Below are 17793 nucleotides of genomic sequence, written 5' to 3' on the forward strand. Positions count from 1 at the left end.
TTTGATGTCATCTGATCTTGGAACACTCTTTATGGATTACAACTACGAGGTACGTGATAAAAAGACCAAGGCAGTCACAGAAAAGAAAAAGGGAGTTGCATTTGTACGTGACACCTATGACAAGGCACCAACCCCCGGGAATACAGATCATTCGGATATTGAAATATTTAATTATCAGGTGCCATTAAATACAAAAGTGAAATTGACATTTGTAGGATATCAGAATAAAACTGAACTCTACGTTGATGGTGAGCTGGTAGATACCATTAAAAAGCAGATGGTTTGTCCCTTAGAAATTCTGGGTGGCGATAAGTATACCCAATCTTTTTTGGGAATAATGCATGAAGCTGCTGTTTATGATTATGCAGATCCAACAAAGTAGTTTGTTTTGTGACACAGAAACAGATTTATGGAATCCCGTTTTTCTTAAAAACGGGATTTCAGTTATAAATATACTTTCTGTTTATGTGATTAAGTTAATTAGGTAAGGACAAAAGTTATATGGTAACAAATAGTAAGAGTGATTGCCAAGGGAATAATATTTATAAAACACCCATAGTTAGATTCTTATCGAAAAAAAGCATCAAGTATCAACAGTTGGAAAAAAGAGTTTGTTACAGAGACTCTTATCCTGCTTTTATGCATAAAGGGCACATTAACTTTTTGCAGTTGGGGCGATTTGGTTAGCATAAAGAACAAAGATACCGACAACAATTTGAATAGATCGGTATTATATGTTGGGATGAAGTAACAGACGAAAAAAGCTATAAATATAAATACTTCATCCCTCATTTATCTGAATCTTAATACAGATTTGCAATCTTCTCCATATTCTTTTGAATCAAAGCTTCTGTTGTTCTTGCATAGCGCTGAGTCATTTTGGTGCTGGAATGACCAAGTGTTTTCGATACAACCTCCAAAGGCATATTGTTTTCTAAAGCAACTGTTGTTGCAAAAGTATGTCTGGCAGTATGTGTTGATATTGGCTTATCAATGCCGCAAATGATTCCTATTTCTTTCAAAAATGCATTCATTTTTTGGTTGCTGAGAACGGGAAGAACTGCGTTTTTTTCAATAAGTTCCGGTTCGTATTCGTATTTGGCCATTAACTTTTTGGCAGCCTCAATAACAAAGATGGTACTCATCTGATTGGTTTTCTTGCGTTTTTTATGAATCCAGGTAATTCCTTTACTATCAGATGTGATGTGTTCACGTTTTAATGACTTTGCATCGGAGAAAGCCAACCCGGTAAAACAACAGAATACGAAAACATCGCGAACCTGTCTTAATCGTGCAATACTTATTTCCTTATTAATAATTGTATCCAATTCCTCTTTGGTGAGATAGACGGCATCAACAGGCTTCAGTTTGAATTTAATGGTAGCAAATGGGTCTTTCTTAATCCAACCATTGGCTAGCGCAATACGTACTATCTTTTTAAAGTTCTTCAGGTATTTGATGGTGGTATTATGAGCGCATTTACGTTTGGTTTTTAAGTAAAGCTCATAATTACGAACAAACTGATGATTTAGATCTTCCAATGCCATGTCTTCTCGTTGATACTGCCAACGAATGAAGTCTTTTGTGTGCATATAGGAAGTTTCGTAACGCTGAATAGTATCTTGTGCAAAATCAATACCGATTAATTTCCTGGCATTGTCATTATGCTCCTTAAATACTTTCAGGATGGTTCGCTTGGTTTCTTTTTTGCCGACTAATTTTTCCTGGATAATTCGAGCAGTAACTGGCTGCTTATCCAAAATCATAAAATCAATATAGGATAATATCTTCCGATGATATTGATCTATGAACTCATTCAGCTCAGCAATTTCTTGATTTCTGCCTTTGGCTCTTTCCTTTTTGTCATCCCAGTTTGAAGGGTTAACATGTTTTTTAAGGGAGAACTCTGTTCTTTCCTTGTTAATAGTGATTCTTACAAAGATTGTTGCATCTCCACTTTTGGTAAGTTTTGTTCTTTTAATGAAGAACAGGATTTTGACATTTTCAAGTCCACTCATAATGATAAATTTTAGTGTTAAAATTATTTCTATGAGTCCATTTTCAAACGATTCAAAACCGAGTAATAGAGCGCAATGCAGCGTGATTTACAACTATCAATCGAGGACTTTTTTCGAAGAAATTAAGTCCTCGATAAGTCCACCCAAAAACTGCGTTTTTTTGCATCTTTTTGCAAAATATTGCGCATTAAAAAACCCTGTAAGTATTGACTTACAGGGTTTTACTTTAAATTGCTTTCGCACTCAGCGGAGAGAGAGGGATTCGAACCCCCGGTACCTCGCGGTACAACGGTTTTCAAGACCGCCGCATTCGACCACTCTGCCATCTCTCCAATATTTTTATCTGGCCTGAAACCCTTGTGGTCTCTAGTGTTTCAGTGTTTATCTCTTTTGATAACGGTTGCAAAAGTAGGGTTTATTTTTAAACTGCAAAATAAAATATGACTAAAAAATTAAGGTGATTTCTAATTATTAATCTATCCTTTTAATTATGAGTTTAATAGTCAAATAAAAAAAATGAACATCATTTTTTCGAATTTCCCTTTTCTTCAATGACACTAAGAAGCCATGCATTTCTAAATTCAAATTCATCATTTGTTCTAAACTTATTACGAATGTGTCTGGCCTTGTCAACATCACCAACATTTTTATAAATGTATACGTAGTAGTAATCTTTCTCAGTCAGAAAACCATATTTGTTTTCATAGTCTTTAGCCCTCATTTGCTCACTGTATTGCCTGACGTTTTTCTCCGATAAAAAGGCACCCACGACCACATAATGCCCCAATGGTAATTCATCTTTATGATTGCCCTGCACGACAACGATTGATTCGTTTTCCGGAGTTTTTGCTGTTTTCTCAACTAATATTGGCACGAGGACTGTTGGTGCTGGTCCTGATTTTGCAACAGGTTCAAAGCTTTGTTCAATGACAGGTTCAGCAGCAGGCTCTTCAACCTTTGTTTTTTCTGGCTCTTTAACTTCTTCTTCCTCTTCAATTTCATCTGCCATGACAGGTGGAGGAGGTGGAGGTGTTTGATCTTCTTCGATTTGCTGAGGTTTTCTTTTTCGATTGCCCACAACAAAGTTTCTACCAACTCTGGCATCAATTAAGCCCGCGTCAGATGGCTTTAATAGATTCGTTAGACTTTCGGTGGTGGCATATACCTGCATACTGCCCAAATCGATGGTAGCACCAATTCCTAAGATGCTAAACTCGCCATTTCTCATACCATCCTTCGCAACTCCGTTAAATATACGTGCTGGTTTATAGTTAAAATAAGCGGCATATTCAGGCTGCATAATTCCTTCTATCATTCGTCCGTAGGCTTGCATACCGACATGATTATTTCTGGCAAACTCATAATTAATGCCAATATTTGCACTAGCCGTTAACGACGAACGAAACCCAACCTCTTCGAATTCTTCAGGTGTAAAGAGTGCTTAAAGACGATTTAATTGATCGCTTAGAATATCACTATCATCTTTATATATTGATCACTTGAAGCACTTCAAAACCTTCAAAAGAGTAATCTACTGGATTAAACTGATACTGCTTGGTATCAGATTTCCAATTGATATAACCCAAGTCATTGACGGCGGCTGATACCGAAAGGCGCTTGTTGATGATATAGTTAGCACCAAAATCAATTCCCCAACCCGTATTATTATTTTTACCAGGCAGCGTATTACCTAGTAATTCAACCATATCATTACCTTCTTCAAAATAGGCATTACCGGCAGTATAAACACTAAAAGCGGCGTGTTTAATTCCTATTTGGTCTTCATTTGTAATGGCAATACCATCAATAGCTTCACTTTCAGAAGCGACTATGCCCATCAGGTATTTCAAGCAAACGCCCAAGTTTATCGTTCACCAAATTCACAGGCATAAACAATAGCAAATTCATGAAATGTGTTGATGATATCACCAGAAATCCAAACATAATACCATAATCAGTTCTAAAAGCTAGGTTGAGCTGATTCGATTGCGGAACTGTATTTGTTCAGATTATATAATAAAAATTCGCATTGGACATATGTTGAAACACTTGTAACAACTGCTGCAAGCATCAGATATTTTACAGATGAATATTGGTTCTGTATGGATTAGAGTGGGTAAGCCCAAGAATTACCCTATGGCCTTGGCTGGTGAGCCATAAAACAAGGTTGTATTTGACGTTTAAGAATCGTTTTCTGTTCGAACGAAGTGAGTTTAAACGATTCCAGTCATTCAACCGTAGTTTTATGAGCTTAAGCAGGCGTAGCCAAAGATTTTTTTGCTTGCGTTTTTTCATCATGGAAAAAATGAAGTCGGGGTTTGGGGTTGAAAACCCCAGAATGATAGTAAGAATATTACCCACTAAATATCATATTGAGCCTGAATATTTTAGCCAAAGATTCATTTTTTCGGAGTTTGGAGCACAAAAAAAGAGATTTACCACAATTGATAAATCTCTTTCGTATGATATGGTCTCCTAACTATAACTTAGTTGTTTTCGCCAATTTTGATTAATTCCACTTCAAATATTAATGCTGAATAAGGAGGAATAACCTGGCCTGCACCACGTTCGCCATAGGCAAGTTCGTAAGGTATGTAAAATATATTTTTACCTCCTTCTTTCATTAATTGTAAACCTTCAGTCCAGCCCGGAATTACTCTGTTTAATGGGAATGAGATTGGTTCACCACCATGCGAACTATCAAAAACCTCACCATTGATTAATGTACCTTTATAATGCACAGTAACAACATCAGTGGCAACAGGATTTGCGCCCGTACCTTCTTCAATCACTTTGTATTGTAAACCGCTTGCTGTTGTTTCAATACCTTCTTTTTGGGCATTCTCAGCTAAGAAATCAATACCTACCTGTGCTTTACCCATTGAAATTGATTTACCAGCCTCTTCAAGCGTTACTTGTGCAGTCTCATTCATAGCTTCTCGAATACCAGCCGCAACTAACTCAGGATTTAAACCTTTTTCGTTACTTAATTCTCTGGCCATCATCACTCCATAGCTATAGCTTAAGCTATCAGCTTTACTGCTCATTTTAGCAGGACCAGCAGGTGTTGAACATGAATGTGTCAATACGATGGCCGTTAGAGCTAATGCGCCAGTTACTAAATTTCTAATTAATTTTTTCATTCGATTAATAATCTTTGATGTATATTTTTAAAAGGCACCAAAGGTATTGAAATACTTGGATAATAAAAGTTTTATCGATACTAACCAAGTATTAGAAAGATGGCCGGTCGTTTATTTATTTCTGGTAATTTACTCTTCCATTGGGCAATGGTTTTGGTTTGAATAAATTCAGTTTCTAAAGTAATGTCACAAGCAATGCACAATCGGGTTTGAGGTCGACATGCTGCCAGTATTTCTTGCAGAACCTTAATGTTACGATAGGGCGCTTCTATGAAAAGTTGTGTTTGTTTTTCTCTAATAGAACGCTCTTCGAGATGTTTGATGTGCTTACCAACTTCACCTTTTTTCAAAGGGATATACCCATTAAAAGCAAAACTCTGTCCGTTAAGGCCAGAAGCCATGACAGATAAAAGGATAGAAGAGGGGCCCACTAATGGAATGACCTGAACTTTATTTTCATGCGCTAACTTAACAACATCTGCCCCAGGATCAGCCACACCCGGACAGCCTGCTTCAGATAGCAATCCAAGCTTGTTACCATTGTAAGCTGGTTTCAAAAAACCTGGTATATCATTGGGGTTGGTATGCTTATCTAATACAAAAAATGTTAGATCATCAATATCAATATTTTTATCCACTTTCTTTAGAAACCGACGCGCCGAGCGTACATTTTCAACCACAAAGTGTTTGATCGAACGAATGATATCAATGGTATCTTGCGGTAAATTTCGTTCAATGGGGCTTTCGCCCAGTGTATTGGGTATTAAATATAGTTGACCTTTCATGAATGTAAGCAGTGAATGGTGAATATCAATTTATAGCGCCACAAAAGTAAGCAAATGAGTGCCTCTATTCCAAATGGTTTATATCATGTTTTTAATGTAGATTAATTCTAAATAAAATTTGTAAGTTTGCTGCACCTTAGTCACAATCACGTTTATAGAATTATAAAATGCATTATATCATCAATTTAGTTCGAAATCGAAATTTTGTATTAGTATTTGCGGTTATTATTGGTTTGGTTCTAGGCGATTTTGCCAATGATATCAAATCATATACAACCTATATACTGGCTATTGTGATGACTTTTTCGATGACAAATATTCGAACGTCAAGCTTATATCCCCTTAAATCATTACTGAAACCGATGCTGACAGGTGCCTTATTAAACTATTTTGCTTATGCACTTATCATGATTGGCTTGGCTTATTTTTTAATTGATGACAGGGACTTGTTTTATGGATTTGTTGTGATTGCCACCACACCACCGGGAGTTGCCATTGTTCCCTTCTCATACATTCTGCAAGGTGATGTGGAATATTCGATTAAAGGGGTGTTGGGCGCTTTTATTTGCACCGTATTTATAACGCCTTTTGCCGTTGGCTGGATTACCGGAAATGATGGTATTGATTCTCTGGACCTCTTTCTGTTAATGGTGAAAACAATCGTTATTCCATTACTTATTTCTCGTATTTTATTAATGCCTATACCCTTTAAGTTGGTGGATAAGATTAGAGGTAAAGCGGTTGACTGGGGATTTGCCTTATTGATTTTCATTGCAGTTGGCCTTAACCGACAAGTGTTTTTTAGCGAGCCAGGTATTTTATTAAAGATAGCACTCATCTTATTTTTAACACACTTTGTTCTCGGTATGGTGTACGAAAAGATTTGTACTTTATTAAATCGCAATCCTATTAAGGTAATGTCAGAAAACTTGTTGCTGACTATCAAAAGTTCTGGTTTTGCAGTTGTAACAGCTATAACACTATTTGGGCAAAAGGCGGCGATACCTACTGCCGGACTCGCCATATTTGTCCTTCTGTATTTGTTATACTTGTCGTTTAGAATGGATTTAAAAAATAAAAAGGCTCAGAAATAATATTGATAGCTATCAAATAACACTAATTCTATTTTAAAACACACTTTATCCGGCTGTGTGTTTGATATCTTCAGTATTTTATAAATGAGTATTTACATTATTTGATTATAATTGTAACAGAAATGTAACAGCATCTTAACAGATCCGTAATAATTCAGTTCTAAGTTTGCACTCGGAAAATAATATAACACTTAACCAGAAAAGTTGGGGAATGATTTTTCTGGATAATAGCAATTCTACACAAGAATAAAATGAAACGTTTTTTACTATTTAGCGCGTTAATAACGCTGGTATGCACTGCTAATATTGAAGCGCAGAAAATTGAAGAGTTGACAGCTCAAGTCGGTAAGGGGATTCAATTTAAAACCAAAGATGATCTTTTTTACTTAAAATTCAGGACGAGAATACAAACACGATGGGATTTTGAAAATACCTTAAGTGATCAATATGGTCCATCTGAATTTGAGAATAAAGCTTGGGTTAAGCGTGCTCGTTTAAAATTTGATGGTTACTTTCTTAACAAAAGTCTGGTTTATAAAATCGAGTATGACCTTGCTGGTGGATATGTACGAGATGCCATCTTTAAATACAAGAAAAACAATATTGAGCTATGGTTCGGGCAAGGTAAATTGCCTGGTAACCGCGAACGTGTAGTATCATCGGGTAACCTGCAGTTGGTTGACCGCTCAATTTTTAATAAAAACTATACCCTTGATAGGGATGCTGGTATTCAGTTCCATCATAAATTTAACATCGGTAAAGCTGTAGTTTATGATCGTTGGGCAGTTTCTTCTGGTAACGGAATCAAAGATAACTCTATGGCACCAGGCATGAGTTATACCGGTAAACTTGAAGTAATGCCATTTGGTGAGTTTAGTTCTAAAGGAGCATACGTATCAGCCGATTTAAAGCGTGAAGAAAAAGCGAAGCTGGCCATTGCTGCCTATACTAACTTCAATACTGATGCTTATAAAGATCGAGGACAATTAGGTGATGTTATTGGTGGTGAAGCTGATCTATTAAATATTGGGGGTGATTTACTTCTTAAATATCGTGGATACTCACTGATGGTTGAAGCGGCTAATCGCTCGGTAACTGATGGTAATGAATTTGTTTATGACGAAGTTGGAGACATTGAGTATGCCTATTACTCAGGGTACGGAGCCAATGTTCAAACCGGTTACCTTTTTAAAAACAACTGGGAGTTATCAGGTCGTTATGCTTTTACAAAACCTAAAGAAACAGCTTTCCATTCTGAAATTACCGACTATACGGTTTGTGTAAGCAAATACATCATCGGTCACAAGTTTAAATTTCAGGGCGATGTCACTTTCCGCGATAAGGTAGGAGGCCAGGATAAAGTTATTACCCGATTCCAGATGGAATTTCAATTTTAACCATTACCTGCTAAAGATATTTCAACCTAAGTCTCATCATTGGGCTTAGGTTTTTTTGTCTAATGTCTTTGATGATAAGGTCCTGATTTAATATTAGTTATTGCTTTGCATACTGGGGTAATCCGAAGCATTTATCATTGCTAATTGCCGAAAGAGATTAATACATATTAGAAATTGACTTACTTTAGTAAAAACTACAATTTACATGAGTAAGGATGTTAAACGGATTTTAATTGTTGACGACGAAGAGGATCTGTGCGAAATTTTGCAATTTAACCTGGAAAGTGAAGGTTACGAAACAGAAGTGGTATACTCGGCCGAAGAAGCTTTACAAAAAGATTTGAGCCGGTTTAATTTGCTGCTACTAGATGTGATGATGGGTAAGATATCGGGGTTTAAACTCATTGATATTATCCGGAAAGAACAAAAGATTAATGTGCCTGTCATTTTTCTAACGGCTAAAAGTGGAGAAAACGATTTATTGACCGGTTTTAATTTAGGTGCTGATGATTATGTTACTAAGCCCTATTCGCTTAAGGAGCTAATAGCACGTGTAAAGGTGGCGCTTAAACGGTCAGTTCCTGTTACTAATAAGGAAAAACATGCATTGGAGTTTAATCAATTGGTGCTTAATCTTGAAAGTAAAAGCCTAATAATTGAAGATGAAAAGGTTGAGTTAACACTCAAAGAATTTCAGATACTTCGATTGCTGTTTGAAAACCAAAATAAAATCTATTCACGGGACGAGATTCTGGAGAAAATTTGGGGCGACAATGTAGTGGTGACGAACCGAACGGTTGATGTTAACATTACCAGATTAAGAAAAAAATTAAAACGATATGGAGAGTATCTTAAAAACCGCCCCGGTATAGGCTACTACTTCGAAACGTTACATTAATAAGTGAGTTTATGGGGTTTAATATAAATTTTAAGCGAAAACTGTTTTTTTACTATTTCTCAATTTTTTTCATTGTCACATTAACGTTTGTAGTATTCCAATACAATAGAGAAAAACAATTTAAAATAGCTCAGCTTGAAAATACCTTAAATTCGATCACTCAACTCACGAATAACTTTCTGATAAGAAATAATATCATTGCTGATGGTGAAGTTCATTTGATGGATTCATTATTACAAATCATTCCGGCAGTTGATACCCGCATTACCATCATCGATAAAGAAGGGAATGTACTATTTGACAACTTTGTGGAAGATTTTAGGCAGATGGAAAACCATTTGCATCGTCCTGAAGTACAGAAAGCCAAATTAGCGAAAAACGGAACCGGTTCCTACATTAGAGAATCAGCTACAACAGGGCAGGCCTTCTATTATTACGCCAATTATTACCCTGATTATTATATTCGGGCAGCGGTTGTGTATAATATTGAAGTGAAGAATTTTTTAAAGGCCGAAAAACTCTATTTTGGCTTTATCGCTTTTTGGTTTCTGATTACATGGTTTATTTTGTCCTATGTCACTGGTAAAATGAGCGAAAGCATAACAAAGCTCAAAGATTTTGCTGTTCAGTTACGTCAGAATAAGCCTTTTGTGGAGGACTATCAATTTCCAAAAAATGAACTGGGCGTTATAGGTAAGCAGATTGTGTCGATGTACAAAAAACTCGATGAAACAAAGAATGCTTTGAGTCTCGAAAAAGAGAAGTTGATAAAGCACCTGTACGTACTAAATGAAGGCATTGGATTTTTTTCGAGTGAGAAAGAAACCATCTTAACCAATACACATTTTGTACAATATTTAAACTTAATAGGCGAACAATCATCGCTAAATCCGCAACAGATATTCGAGATAAAAGAATTCAAGGAACTTCAGAAATTCCTAAGGAAACACCTTGATAAAGAACAAAAAATATTGCAGAATGCTGAATTACCTCAAATAGAGTTTACACTCAAAAAGAGCGGTTACTATTTCGAAATAAAATGCATCGTATTTCAGGATAAAAGTTTTGAGGTTTACATTAATGATACCACAAAGCTTGAAAAGAGGAAATTGTTAAAGCAACAAATGACTTCTAATATAGCACATGAGCTAAAAACACCGGTTGCTTCTGTAAGTGGATACCTCGAAACAATTCTTAATAACAAAGATATTGAGCAAGAGAAAAAAGATTATTTCATTAAAAAAGCCACCAAGCAATGTAGTCGCTTGAGTTCCTTAATTGAAGATATTGTTTTACTCAACCGAATTGAAGAGGAAGGGGATTATTACGAGCGCAGTACTTTATCCGTTTATCCAATGGTGCAGGAGCTTATTGAAGATCGTGATAAGGTAGTCAAACAACAAGAGGCAACAATTATTCTGAAGGTTGATGAAACAGTCACGGTCAATGGTAATAGATCCTTGCTTAGTTCTGTTTTTCAAAACTTAATAGACAATGCTTTGGCCTATGCAGGTGAAAAAGTGACCATTATTGTAGATATGTATCATGAAGATGATGCCTATTACTATTTTTCTGTGATTGATGATGGTGTTGGCATCCCTAAAAAACACTTATCACGCATTTTTGAACGTTTCTATCGTGTTGATTCAGGTCGATCACGCAAGATGGGTGGTACGGGTTTGGGCCTGGCCATAGTGAAGCACGCCGTCAATATGCATAAAGGCGAAGTGAGCGTTAAGAATGGCGCTGAAGGTGGTGCTGAGTTCTATTTCAACCTGCCTAAGTAAATGGTAATTCTTTCTCGGGCTATTCAATCTTCTAAGGTTCATTAGTAAGTATAATCGATACTGCCTTTTTTATGCCTTAAATCGATGCAATTAAAGAGGAATTGCACCTTATTCAGAAAAGTGTCTGTGAGTGGTTTTAAACGGTACGCTAGAATGTTTTCTGATACTGTTTCAATTATGAACTATTCTTCTGATTTAAATTAAACCCGGATTATGTATTAGAACATCGAAATGAGGAATGAAAATGCAAACAATCAAGGACTTGTTGAGACGATACATAGCACCGCTATGGTGAGTTGAAGCAAGTTAGTTTACGCCTTGATTGGCAGTAGTTTCATTACGTAATAGTTTTTCTAATGCATATTGCGGATTAAATGCTATAATTTGCTATCCTAAGCAGCATATGTCATTTCTGGCGTTGAATGTGTGAGTTAATCATCAATCCGTATTAATCGAACACGGCTTATTATATATTCTATCACACATTGAAACTGCTTAATCAAAAAACACTCAATAGCATAACCTTAACTGCCAGATACGACGATTTGGCTTATTTCGATGGAGGCTTGTTCATTGCCATTTCAATGCTCATTATGAAACGCTAATGCACTATATGGTGTAAAAAAAAACCGCAAGATTTAATAGATCTTGCGGCTGATATTTATAGAGTGAATGTTATTACTTCGACTGATAATCAACAAAATCGCGTTGAGCTTTTACCAGATTTACTAAATGCAACATCAGATTTTGTGTTTCGTGTAAAGCATTTAAGTAAAGTAAGCTAACTTTTGTTCCAGCCTTCTCATTTTTGATACGCTTCAACTGCTTTTTGCGGTTTTCACGCATTAATGCAAAAATAGACTGTTGCTGTTCAATCAGCTCCTCAAGTGAACCATAATCGCCTTGAGTGATGATTTTCACTGATTTAGCCATGAAGTACTGAACGTCAGTACGGATACCATTAAGTTCTTCAAATTGCTCAGTTGAGAACACCTTGTGGTTATTATCAATGTGCTCAAAAGCTGGTTCAGTAATGTATGATAAACAGTGAGTCACTTCTCGTAAATAATCAACTACCTGAATGTAATACAAGCTCGACTCAATAGACTGCTCCTGAAGCTTCTTAACGGTTGGGTATACATTACCTTTAAGCTTCTTCGCTTTTTTGTTTATCGACTTAACTTCTTTATTAATCTCTTTAAGGCTTCGGCGGTCTTCAGCTTCGAAGTCGTGAATTGCCTGAGCATATAATTGAGATACTTTCTTTAAGATGTCGGTGACGCTGTATTTACATTTCTCAAGCACCTTTTCAGCTAAAATCTCACCATTTACTTCTTCAATTTCGAACTCTTCAATCTCAGTCTCTTCCTTATTGCTCTTCTTATGGATGATGTGCGTACGGAATACTACATATATGGCGATGGCCACTAAAACAGCTACAAACCATATTCCCAACAGGCTTATTAGCATCGACATGGTGAAGGCAACAGTGAAAGCTGATAATGCAGTGAAGAACCATCCGCCAATCACTGAAAGAACGCCGGTAATGCGATACACAGCACTTTCACGTCCCCATGCGCGGTCGGCCAACGAACTACCCATTGCCACCATAAATGTCACGTAGGTGGTTGATAATGGTAATTTCATGTTGGTAGCAATTGAAATAAGAATACTTGCAACAACCAGGTTAACCGATGCACGAAGCATATCAAATACCGGCGCTTCTTCACCAAGTTCGCGTCTTCTTTCATCATAATTAGTGGAGTCGAACTGGCGATCGATAGCTCTGTTTAGGGCACCTGGTAAAATCGACCGAACAGCGTTTGAACCGTTGATGGCCACTCTTACGATTGAACGGGCAAAATAGGATGAACCAAATCGCTCATCACCTTCTTGCTGACGACTTAAATCCAGAGAGGTTTTAACAACCGCTTTAGCCTTCTTTGAAGTCCATAGCGTAAACACCATAATGGCACCTGCAATAATTAGCATGTAGGTAGGTGTATAGACTTTACCGGCTAATGCTTCCATGCTGGTATTAATATTACCGCTCGCCGCAAAAATCTTAAAGGATTCAAAACCGGCCAATGGCACTCCAATAAAGTTAACCAAATCGTTACCCGCAAAGGCCATTGCCAATGCAAATGTTCCGGCCAGTACAATTATTTTTAAGATATCAACTTTAAATACCAATTTCAGGAACTGTAATAATACCGTCCAGGCTACCATGCTGATAGCAATAATGGTTATGCCATTATTCTTAATCCAGTCTTTGGTCGAAGGATCCATAAAAGAAGCACCTTTGGCGCCTTTAACTAAGATAAAATAGGTAATGGCTGTAATGGCAATACCTCCCCAAATAGCACCGAAATAATTCAGGCGTCTAGAATAGTCAAAAGAAAAGATTAATCGGGTAATGTACTGAACAAGAGCACCAACACTAAAGGATATAACTACCGAGAGCAGTATACCTGATATGATGGCTAAGGCTTTAGCCGTGTTGATGTATTCACTAATGTTCATTTCTGGGTTACTCGATACTTTGATGATAGCGACTGCAACCGCGGCTCCCAGTATCTCAAATACAATGGATACAGTGGTTGAAGTTGGCATTCCAAAAGTATTGAATACATCCAGCAGTATGACATCGGTTATCATCACCGCCAGAAAGATGATCATGATCTCCGAAAAGATAAAATACTGCGGATTAAAGATTCCCTTTCGGGCAACCTCCATCATGCCGCTCGAGAAGGTGGCTCCGAAGAGTATACCTAAGGCAGCAACAATCATAATGTACTTGTAAGGTGCAGCTTTTGCTCCAATTGCTGAATTAAGAAAATTAACAGCATCGTTACTAACACCAACAATTAGGTCAGAAATGGCCAAGGCAAACAAAACGATGACCAGAATTAAATAAATGTTTTCCATCAGAAAATGTTATTTGTTGTTCTTTTTCGCGAGGCAAACATACTTAGTCGATTGAACTATAGCATTGATTTAAAATTAAGCGAATGTTAAGTTTGTGTTAAATCCTGACAAGTTAATTGAATATTAATCGTAATTCAAGTTCAATTAAAATTTAGTATGATATTTTATTTCAGGTAGATACAATAAGGTGTTAGGGATTTGTTTAGTATGGTTCATACCAAAATACAAGGGATACTTTCATTTATTATAACAGAAAAGACACATCGCTTTTATTTAATATTCAACCTTGCTTAAGGCATCTATCCAAATATTCAGAAGAGGAGGGATTTGTTTCGCTGTTATCTTTATAAAGGAGCCGTGAAGTTTAAGCTAAACTATTGGCAGGCAGTTCTATAATATCGCGCTCTTTTCTCTTCTTCATAATTCTAATGAAGTAAGATGTTTTTCAAACATAAAGGCAAGCCCCTTCATTGAATTATTAGTAGAAGAGAAAATTCACCCCACCACTGGCCTCCACTTTCCGGCACTGCCAGCGCGCCATCCAAGAACACAGTTGAATTTCCTAGGGATCTGACATCAACAACGTAGATGGGTACCTTTCAATCGAAGTGAACGAAGAATTAAAAGCTGTTTGTAGAATACTGCTGTTTTATGAGTAATACCTTCAACTCCCTCATGCCGGGAAGGCATTCCCATTTTTTAGAAAAACGGGAAACAAAAACCTTATTGAAATAGGTGATTGCTTCGCATCAGAGTTGGATTTATTGCTGCAGGCTTCCCTTCTCCTTTGTCGAAGCCACATTTGTTCATTTGTTTTTGTTTTTATGTATTCACGATTTCCACTTTGTTCCAATTCGCAATATCCACTCTTATCACGTCCTTTCAATGATTCGAAACCTTGTTTCGAGTGGTGAATGAGCTTGACCATAATTTCCAAGGGTTCTGACATCAGCAATGTAGATGGGTACCTTTCAAGCGAAGTGAGCGTAGAATTAAAAGCTGTTTGAGGCCGATAATAATCGGGTGAGTTCTTTTAATTCAGAGAATGAGATTAGAAAGGTCATCGAGTGCTGTAGTCAGCGGGGTTTTTCGTTAGTTTTTGCCCTGTAGCAAAAAGTAACTCTGGTTTGGGCGAAGCGCCAATTTTTACTTCCTTTTGCATTGACCAAAAGGAACAATTGCTCATGATTTTTGTGGATTTTAAAACTAAAACCCTACAAAATCGATGTCGGGACTAGCCGGAAAGAATAGCTTCGCGCTCTTTCTCTTCTCAATAATTCTAATGAAGTAAGATGTTTTTCAAACATAAAGGCAAGCCCCTTCATTGAATCATTATAAGAAGAGACAATTTACTCTACCACTGGCCTTCACTTTCCGGCTGGCCAACGCTCAATGCGCCCGACGATAATATTCGAGGATTCTGACATCAACAACGTAGATGGGTACCTTTCAATCGAAGTGAACGAAGAATTAAAAGCTGTTTGTAGATTACTGCTGTTTTATGAATAATACCTTCAACTCCCTCATGCCGGGAAGGCATTCCCATTTTTTTAGAAAAACGGGAAACAAAAACCTTATTGAAAGAGGTGATTGCTTCGCATCAGAGTTGGATTTATTGCTGCAGGCTTCCCTTCTCCTTTGTCGAAGCCACATTTGTTCATTTGTTTTTGTTTTTATGTATTCACGATTTCCACTTTGTTCCAATTCGCAATATCCACTCTTATCACTTCCTTTCAATGATTCGAAACCTTGTTTCGAGTGGTGAATGAGCTTGACTGTAATTTCCAATGGGTCTGACATCAGCAATACAGATAAGCAACCTAAAGTTTATATTGCTAGAAAAGCATGACTAATGGGCAGACAATATCTAGTTATTTGATATTTCTTCATTATTATCGATTCAAGCTTTACCTTATCTAAAAAGGTTTTTATAATTTTGCAACACTTTTTGAATGACAGAAAGGAGACCTGGAGTTATTGCATTTGAGTTGTGTTGACAATGTTCGGTGAAATAAGCGGGGTAATAAAAACGGATTAATGAGCATTGAAAATATATTTGATGGTATAATAATAGGTATTTCGGCTTCGATTCCACTGGGTCCAATTGGTGTATTGGTGGTACAGCGAACGCTTAATAAAGGCCACTTGTCAGGATTTGTTTCCGGGTTAGGTGCTGCCCTGTCGGATACAATTTATGCCATTATAGCTGGCTTTAGCTTATCGTTTATAGTTGGGTTTATTGAATCGCAATTATTGTGGATTCAAATATTTGGAGCAGCTATATTAATCGGTCTCGGACTTAAAATATATAACACTAACCCGGCCATTCAATTGCGCAAACAAAAGAAAAAAAGCACGAGTCTAATTCAAGATCTTTTTTCTACGTTTGCTTTAACAATCGCTAACCCTTTGGCCGTTTTTCTTTTTATGGCCTTTTTTGCCGGTTTTAGAGTGGTGGGTTCAGAAAATACAGCCATAGATAATTTATTACTGATAGGAGGGGTGTTTGCAGGGGCTGCCACCTGGTGGTTAATTTTAAGTTCCCTGGTGAACTTATTCCGCTCCAAGATTAACTTACGCCGTTTGTTCTGGCTCAATAAAATCGCCGGTAGCACCATTATCGTTTTAGTAATATTGGCTTTTAGTATCTGGATTAGTAAAGAGTATATTTTTTAGGTCGATAGGCAGATAGGTATAAGAGGCAATAGCTTGTTTGAACAAGACTAAGAGGGGAGTATGTTAATAACTTACGGAGCAATATTTAATTTAATAAATAATTAGCATCACTTTCAAAGTAGGATAAACCCCTTTGAAGCACATCTTTATTATTCATTATTCACCCCATCACACCCTTGCCAATGGAACGAGGCAACGCACTGTCAAAACAATTCACTTGATGAAGCGGAGGTTTTAAAGATTGGAGCATACTGCGGGATTCCTTAAATCTTTTCCGCAGCAAGTCAATAGTGGGGCGTTGTGTGCTGCCGTCAGGGGACCTTTTGTCTACTTTTGCGACTGCAGGGAAAAGTAGAAGCTTTCGCGGCTTGAGCGAAACGTCTTACCAGACGGGTTCTCATCCTTTTTTAAAAAAGGATTGCAAAAACTTTATTGTAAGAGGTGATTGCTGCGCACCAGAGATGGATTTATTGCTTCAGGCTTTCCTTCTCCTTTGTCGAAGCCGCCATTGCGCAATATCCACTCTTATCACTTACTTTCAATAGGTCGAAACTTTGTTTCGAGTGGCGCATGAAAAACGATAATTTACATGGTTTCTGACTTCAGCAACGTAGATGGGCACCCTTCAATTGAAGTGAGCGTAGAATTAAAAGCTGTTTGAGACCAATGACTATCGGGTGAGTTCTTTTAATTCAGCGAATGAGATTAGAAAAGGTCATCGAGTGCTGCAGTCAGCGGGGTTTTTCGTTAGTTTTTGTTCACAATAGTTTAATATTTAATGGAGTTCACGATTTCCACTTCGCTTCAATTGCCCTGTAGCAAAAACTAACTCTGGTTTGAGTGAAGCGCCAATTCTTACTTCCTTTTGCATTACCCAAAAGGAACAATCCCGCTCATGATTTTTGTGGATTTCAAAACTAAAACCCTACAAAATCGATGTTGGGACTAGTTTGGCAAAATTTCCAACGCGCTCAAACTAATTTCTATACTTCTATTAAAAGTAAAGCCTTTTATCAAAGGCAAAAGCAAGCTCCTTTTAAGAAGTATCACGAAATTAGTTTTTCACC

General features: G+C 37.1%; 11 protein-coding genes, 1 tRNA gene and 1 pseudogene. 6 read left to right on the forward strand and 7 right to left on the reverse strand.

Going from position 1 to position 17793, the window contains the following annotated elements:
- Nucleotides 1-382 (forward strand): hypothetical protein (locus tag JIV24_RS20250; protein WP_200466904.1); only part of this gene is annotated, 382 nt, incomplete at its 5' end.
- A gap of 421 nt (nucleotides 383-803) precedes the next feature.
- Here the strand turns inward: JIV24_RS20250 and JIV24_RS20255 are convergent.
- From JIV24_RS20255 to JIV24_RS20280, 6 genes and pseudogenes are all read right to left on the reverse strand, one after another.
- The gene (locus tag JIV24_RS20255; protein WP_200466905.1) at nucleotides 804-2018 is read right to left on the reverse strand and encodes a site-specific integrase; all 1215 of its coding nucleotides are present in this window, start codon (nucleotides 2016-2018) and stop codon (nucleotides 804-806) included.
- A 247-nt stretch (nucleotides 2019-2265) separates the two neighbouring features.
- Nucleotides 2266-2350, reverse strand: a tRNA-Ser gene (locus JIV24_RS20260).
- A gap of 191 nt (nucleotides 2351-2541) precedes the next feature.
- Nucleotides 2542-3426, reverse strand: a pseudogene (locus JIV24_RS22515) (SPOR domain-containing protein); the annotation flags it as partial.
- 76 nt (nucleotides 3427-3502) lie between these two features.
- Nucleotides 3503-3880 (reverse strand): DUF5723 family protein, encoded by a 378-nt coding sequence (locus tag JIV24_RS22700; protein WP_262896420.1) that lies wholly within the window; start codon nucleotides 3878-3880, stop codon nucleotides 3503-3505.
- 624 nt (nucleotides 3881-4504) lie between these two features.
- On the reverse strand, nucleotides 4505-5161 hold the full coding sequence (locus JIV24_RS20275; RefSeq protein ID WP_289048495.1) for an FKBP-type peptidyl-prolyl cis-trans isomerase: 657 nt from the start codon (nucleotides 5159-5161) through the stop codon (nucleotides 4505-4507).
- A gap of 80 nt (nucleotides 5162-5241) precedes the next feature.
- Entirely contained in the window at nucleotides 5242-5946 is a 705-nt protein-coding gene (locus JIV24_RS20280) for an SAM-dependent methyltransferase (RefSeq protein WP_200466908.1), read from the reverse strand.
- Nucleotides 5947-6113: 167 nt separating this feature from the next.
- On the opposite strand from JIV24_RS20280, the gene JIV24_RS20285 reads away from it, so the two are divergent.
- From JIV24_RS20285 to JIV24_RS20300, 4 genes are all read left to right on the forward strand, one after another.
- Complete coding sequence (locus tag JIV24_RS20285; RefSeq protein ID WP_200466909.1) at nucleotides 6114-7040, forward strand: bile acid:sodium symporter family protein; 927 nt, start codon at nucleotides 6114-6116, stop codon at nucleotides 7038-7040.
- 251 nt (nucleotides 7041-7291) lie between these two features.
- Entirely contained in the window at nucleotides 7292-8437 is a 1146-nt protein-coding gene (locus JIV24_RS20290) for a porin family protein (protein WP_200466910.1), read from the forward strand.
- A gap of 205 nt (nucleotides 8438-8642) precedes the next feature.
- On the forward strand, nucleotides 8643-9335 hold the full coding sequence (locus tag JIV24_RS20295; RefSeq protein WP_200466911.1) for a response regulator transcription factor: 693 nt from the start codon (nucleotides 8643-8645) through the stop codon (nucleotides 9333-9335).
- Nucleotides 9336-9346: 11 nt separating this feature from the next.
- Nucleotides 9347-11122, forward strand: a complete 1776-nt coding sequence (locus tag JIV24_RS20300; protein WP_200466912.1) for a sensor histidine kinase — start codon at nucleotides 9347-9349, stop codon at nucleotides 11120-11122.
- Between the two features lie 678 nt (nucleotides 11123-11800).
- On the opposite strand, the gene JIV24_RS20305 is transcribed toward JIV24_RS20300, so the two are convergent.
- Nucleotides 11801-14050 carry an inorganic phosphate transporter gene (locus JIV24_RS20305; RefSeq protein ID WP_200466913.1) on the reverse strand — a complete coding sequence of 750 codons (2250 nt, stop codon included), beginning with the start codon at nucleotides 14048-14050 and terminating at the stop codon, nucleotides 11801-11803.
- A 2037-nt stretch (nucleotides 14051-16087) separates the two neighbouring features.
- On the opposite strand from JIV24_RS20305, the gene JIV24_RS20310 reads away from it, so the two are divergent.
- A complete protein-coding gene (locus tag JIV24_RS20310) occupies nucleotides 16088-16726 on the forward strand; it encodes a LysE family translocator (protein ID WP_200466914.1) in 639 nt (212 codons plus the stop codon).
- Nucleotides 16727-17793 lie beyond the last annotated feature (1067 nt).

Source organism: Carboxylicivirga marina, from assembly GCF_016612505.1.
Lineage (GTDB): Bacteria > Bacteroidota > Bacteroidia > Bacteroidales > Marinilabiliaceae > Carboxylicivirga > Carboxylicivirga marina.

Coding starts and splice junctions, on each gene's coding strand:
- JIV24_RS20280 (WP_200466908.1), bottom strand. CDS start 5,946: ATGAAAGGTCAACTATATTTAATACCCAATACACTGGGCGAAAGCCCC.
- JIV24_RS20295 (WP_200466911.1), top strand. CDS start 8,643: ATGAGTAAGGATGTTAAACGGATTTTAATTGTTGACGACGAAGAGGAT.
- JIV24_RS20285 (WP_200466909.1), top strand. CDS start 6,114: ATGCATTATATCATCAATTTAGTTCGAAATCGAAATTTTGTATTAGTA.
- JIV24_RS20310 (WP_200466914.1), top strand. CDS start 16,088: ATGAGCATTGAAAATATATTTGATGGTATAATAATAGGTATTTCGGCT.
- JIV24_RS20290 (WP_200466910.1), top strand. CDS start 7,292: ATGAAACGTTTTTTACTATTTAGCGCGTTAATAACGCTGGTATGCACT.
- JIV24_RS20300 (WP_200466912.1), top strand. CDS start 9,347: ATGGGGTTTAATATAAATTTTAAGCGAAAACTGTTTTTTTACTATTTC.
- JIV24_RS20255 (WP_200466905.1), bottom strand. CDS start 2,018: ATGAGTGGACTTGAAAATGTCAAAATCCTGTTCTTCATTAAAAGAACA.
- JIV24_RS20275 (WP_289048495.1), bottom strand. CDS start 5,161: ATGAAAAAATTAATTAGAAATTTAGTAACTGGCGCATTAGCTCTAACG.
- JIV24_RS20305 (WP_200466913.1), bottom strand. CDS start 14,050: ATGGAAAACATTTATTTAATTCTGGTCATCGTTTTGTTTGCCTTGGCC.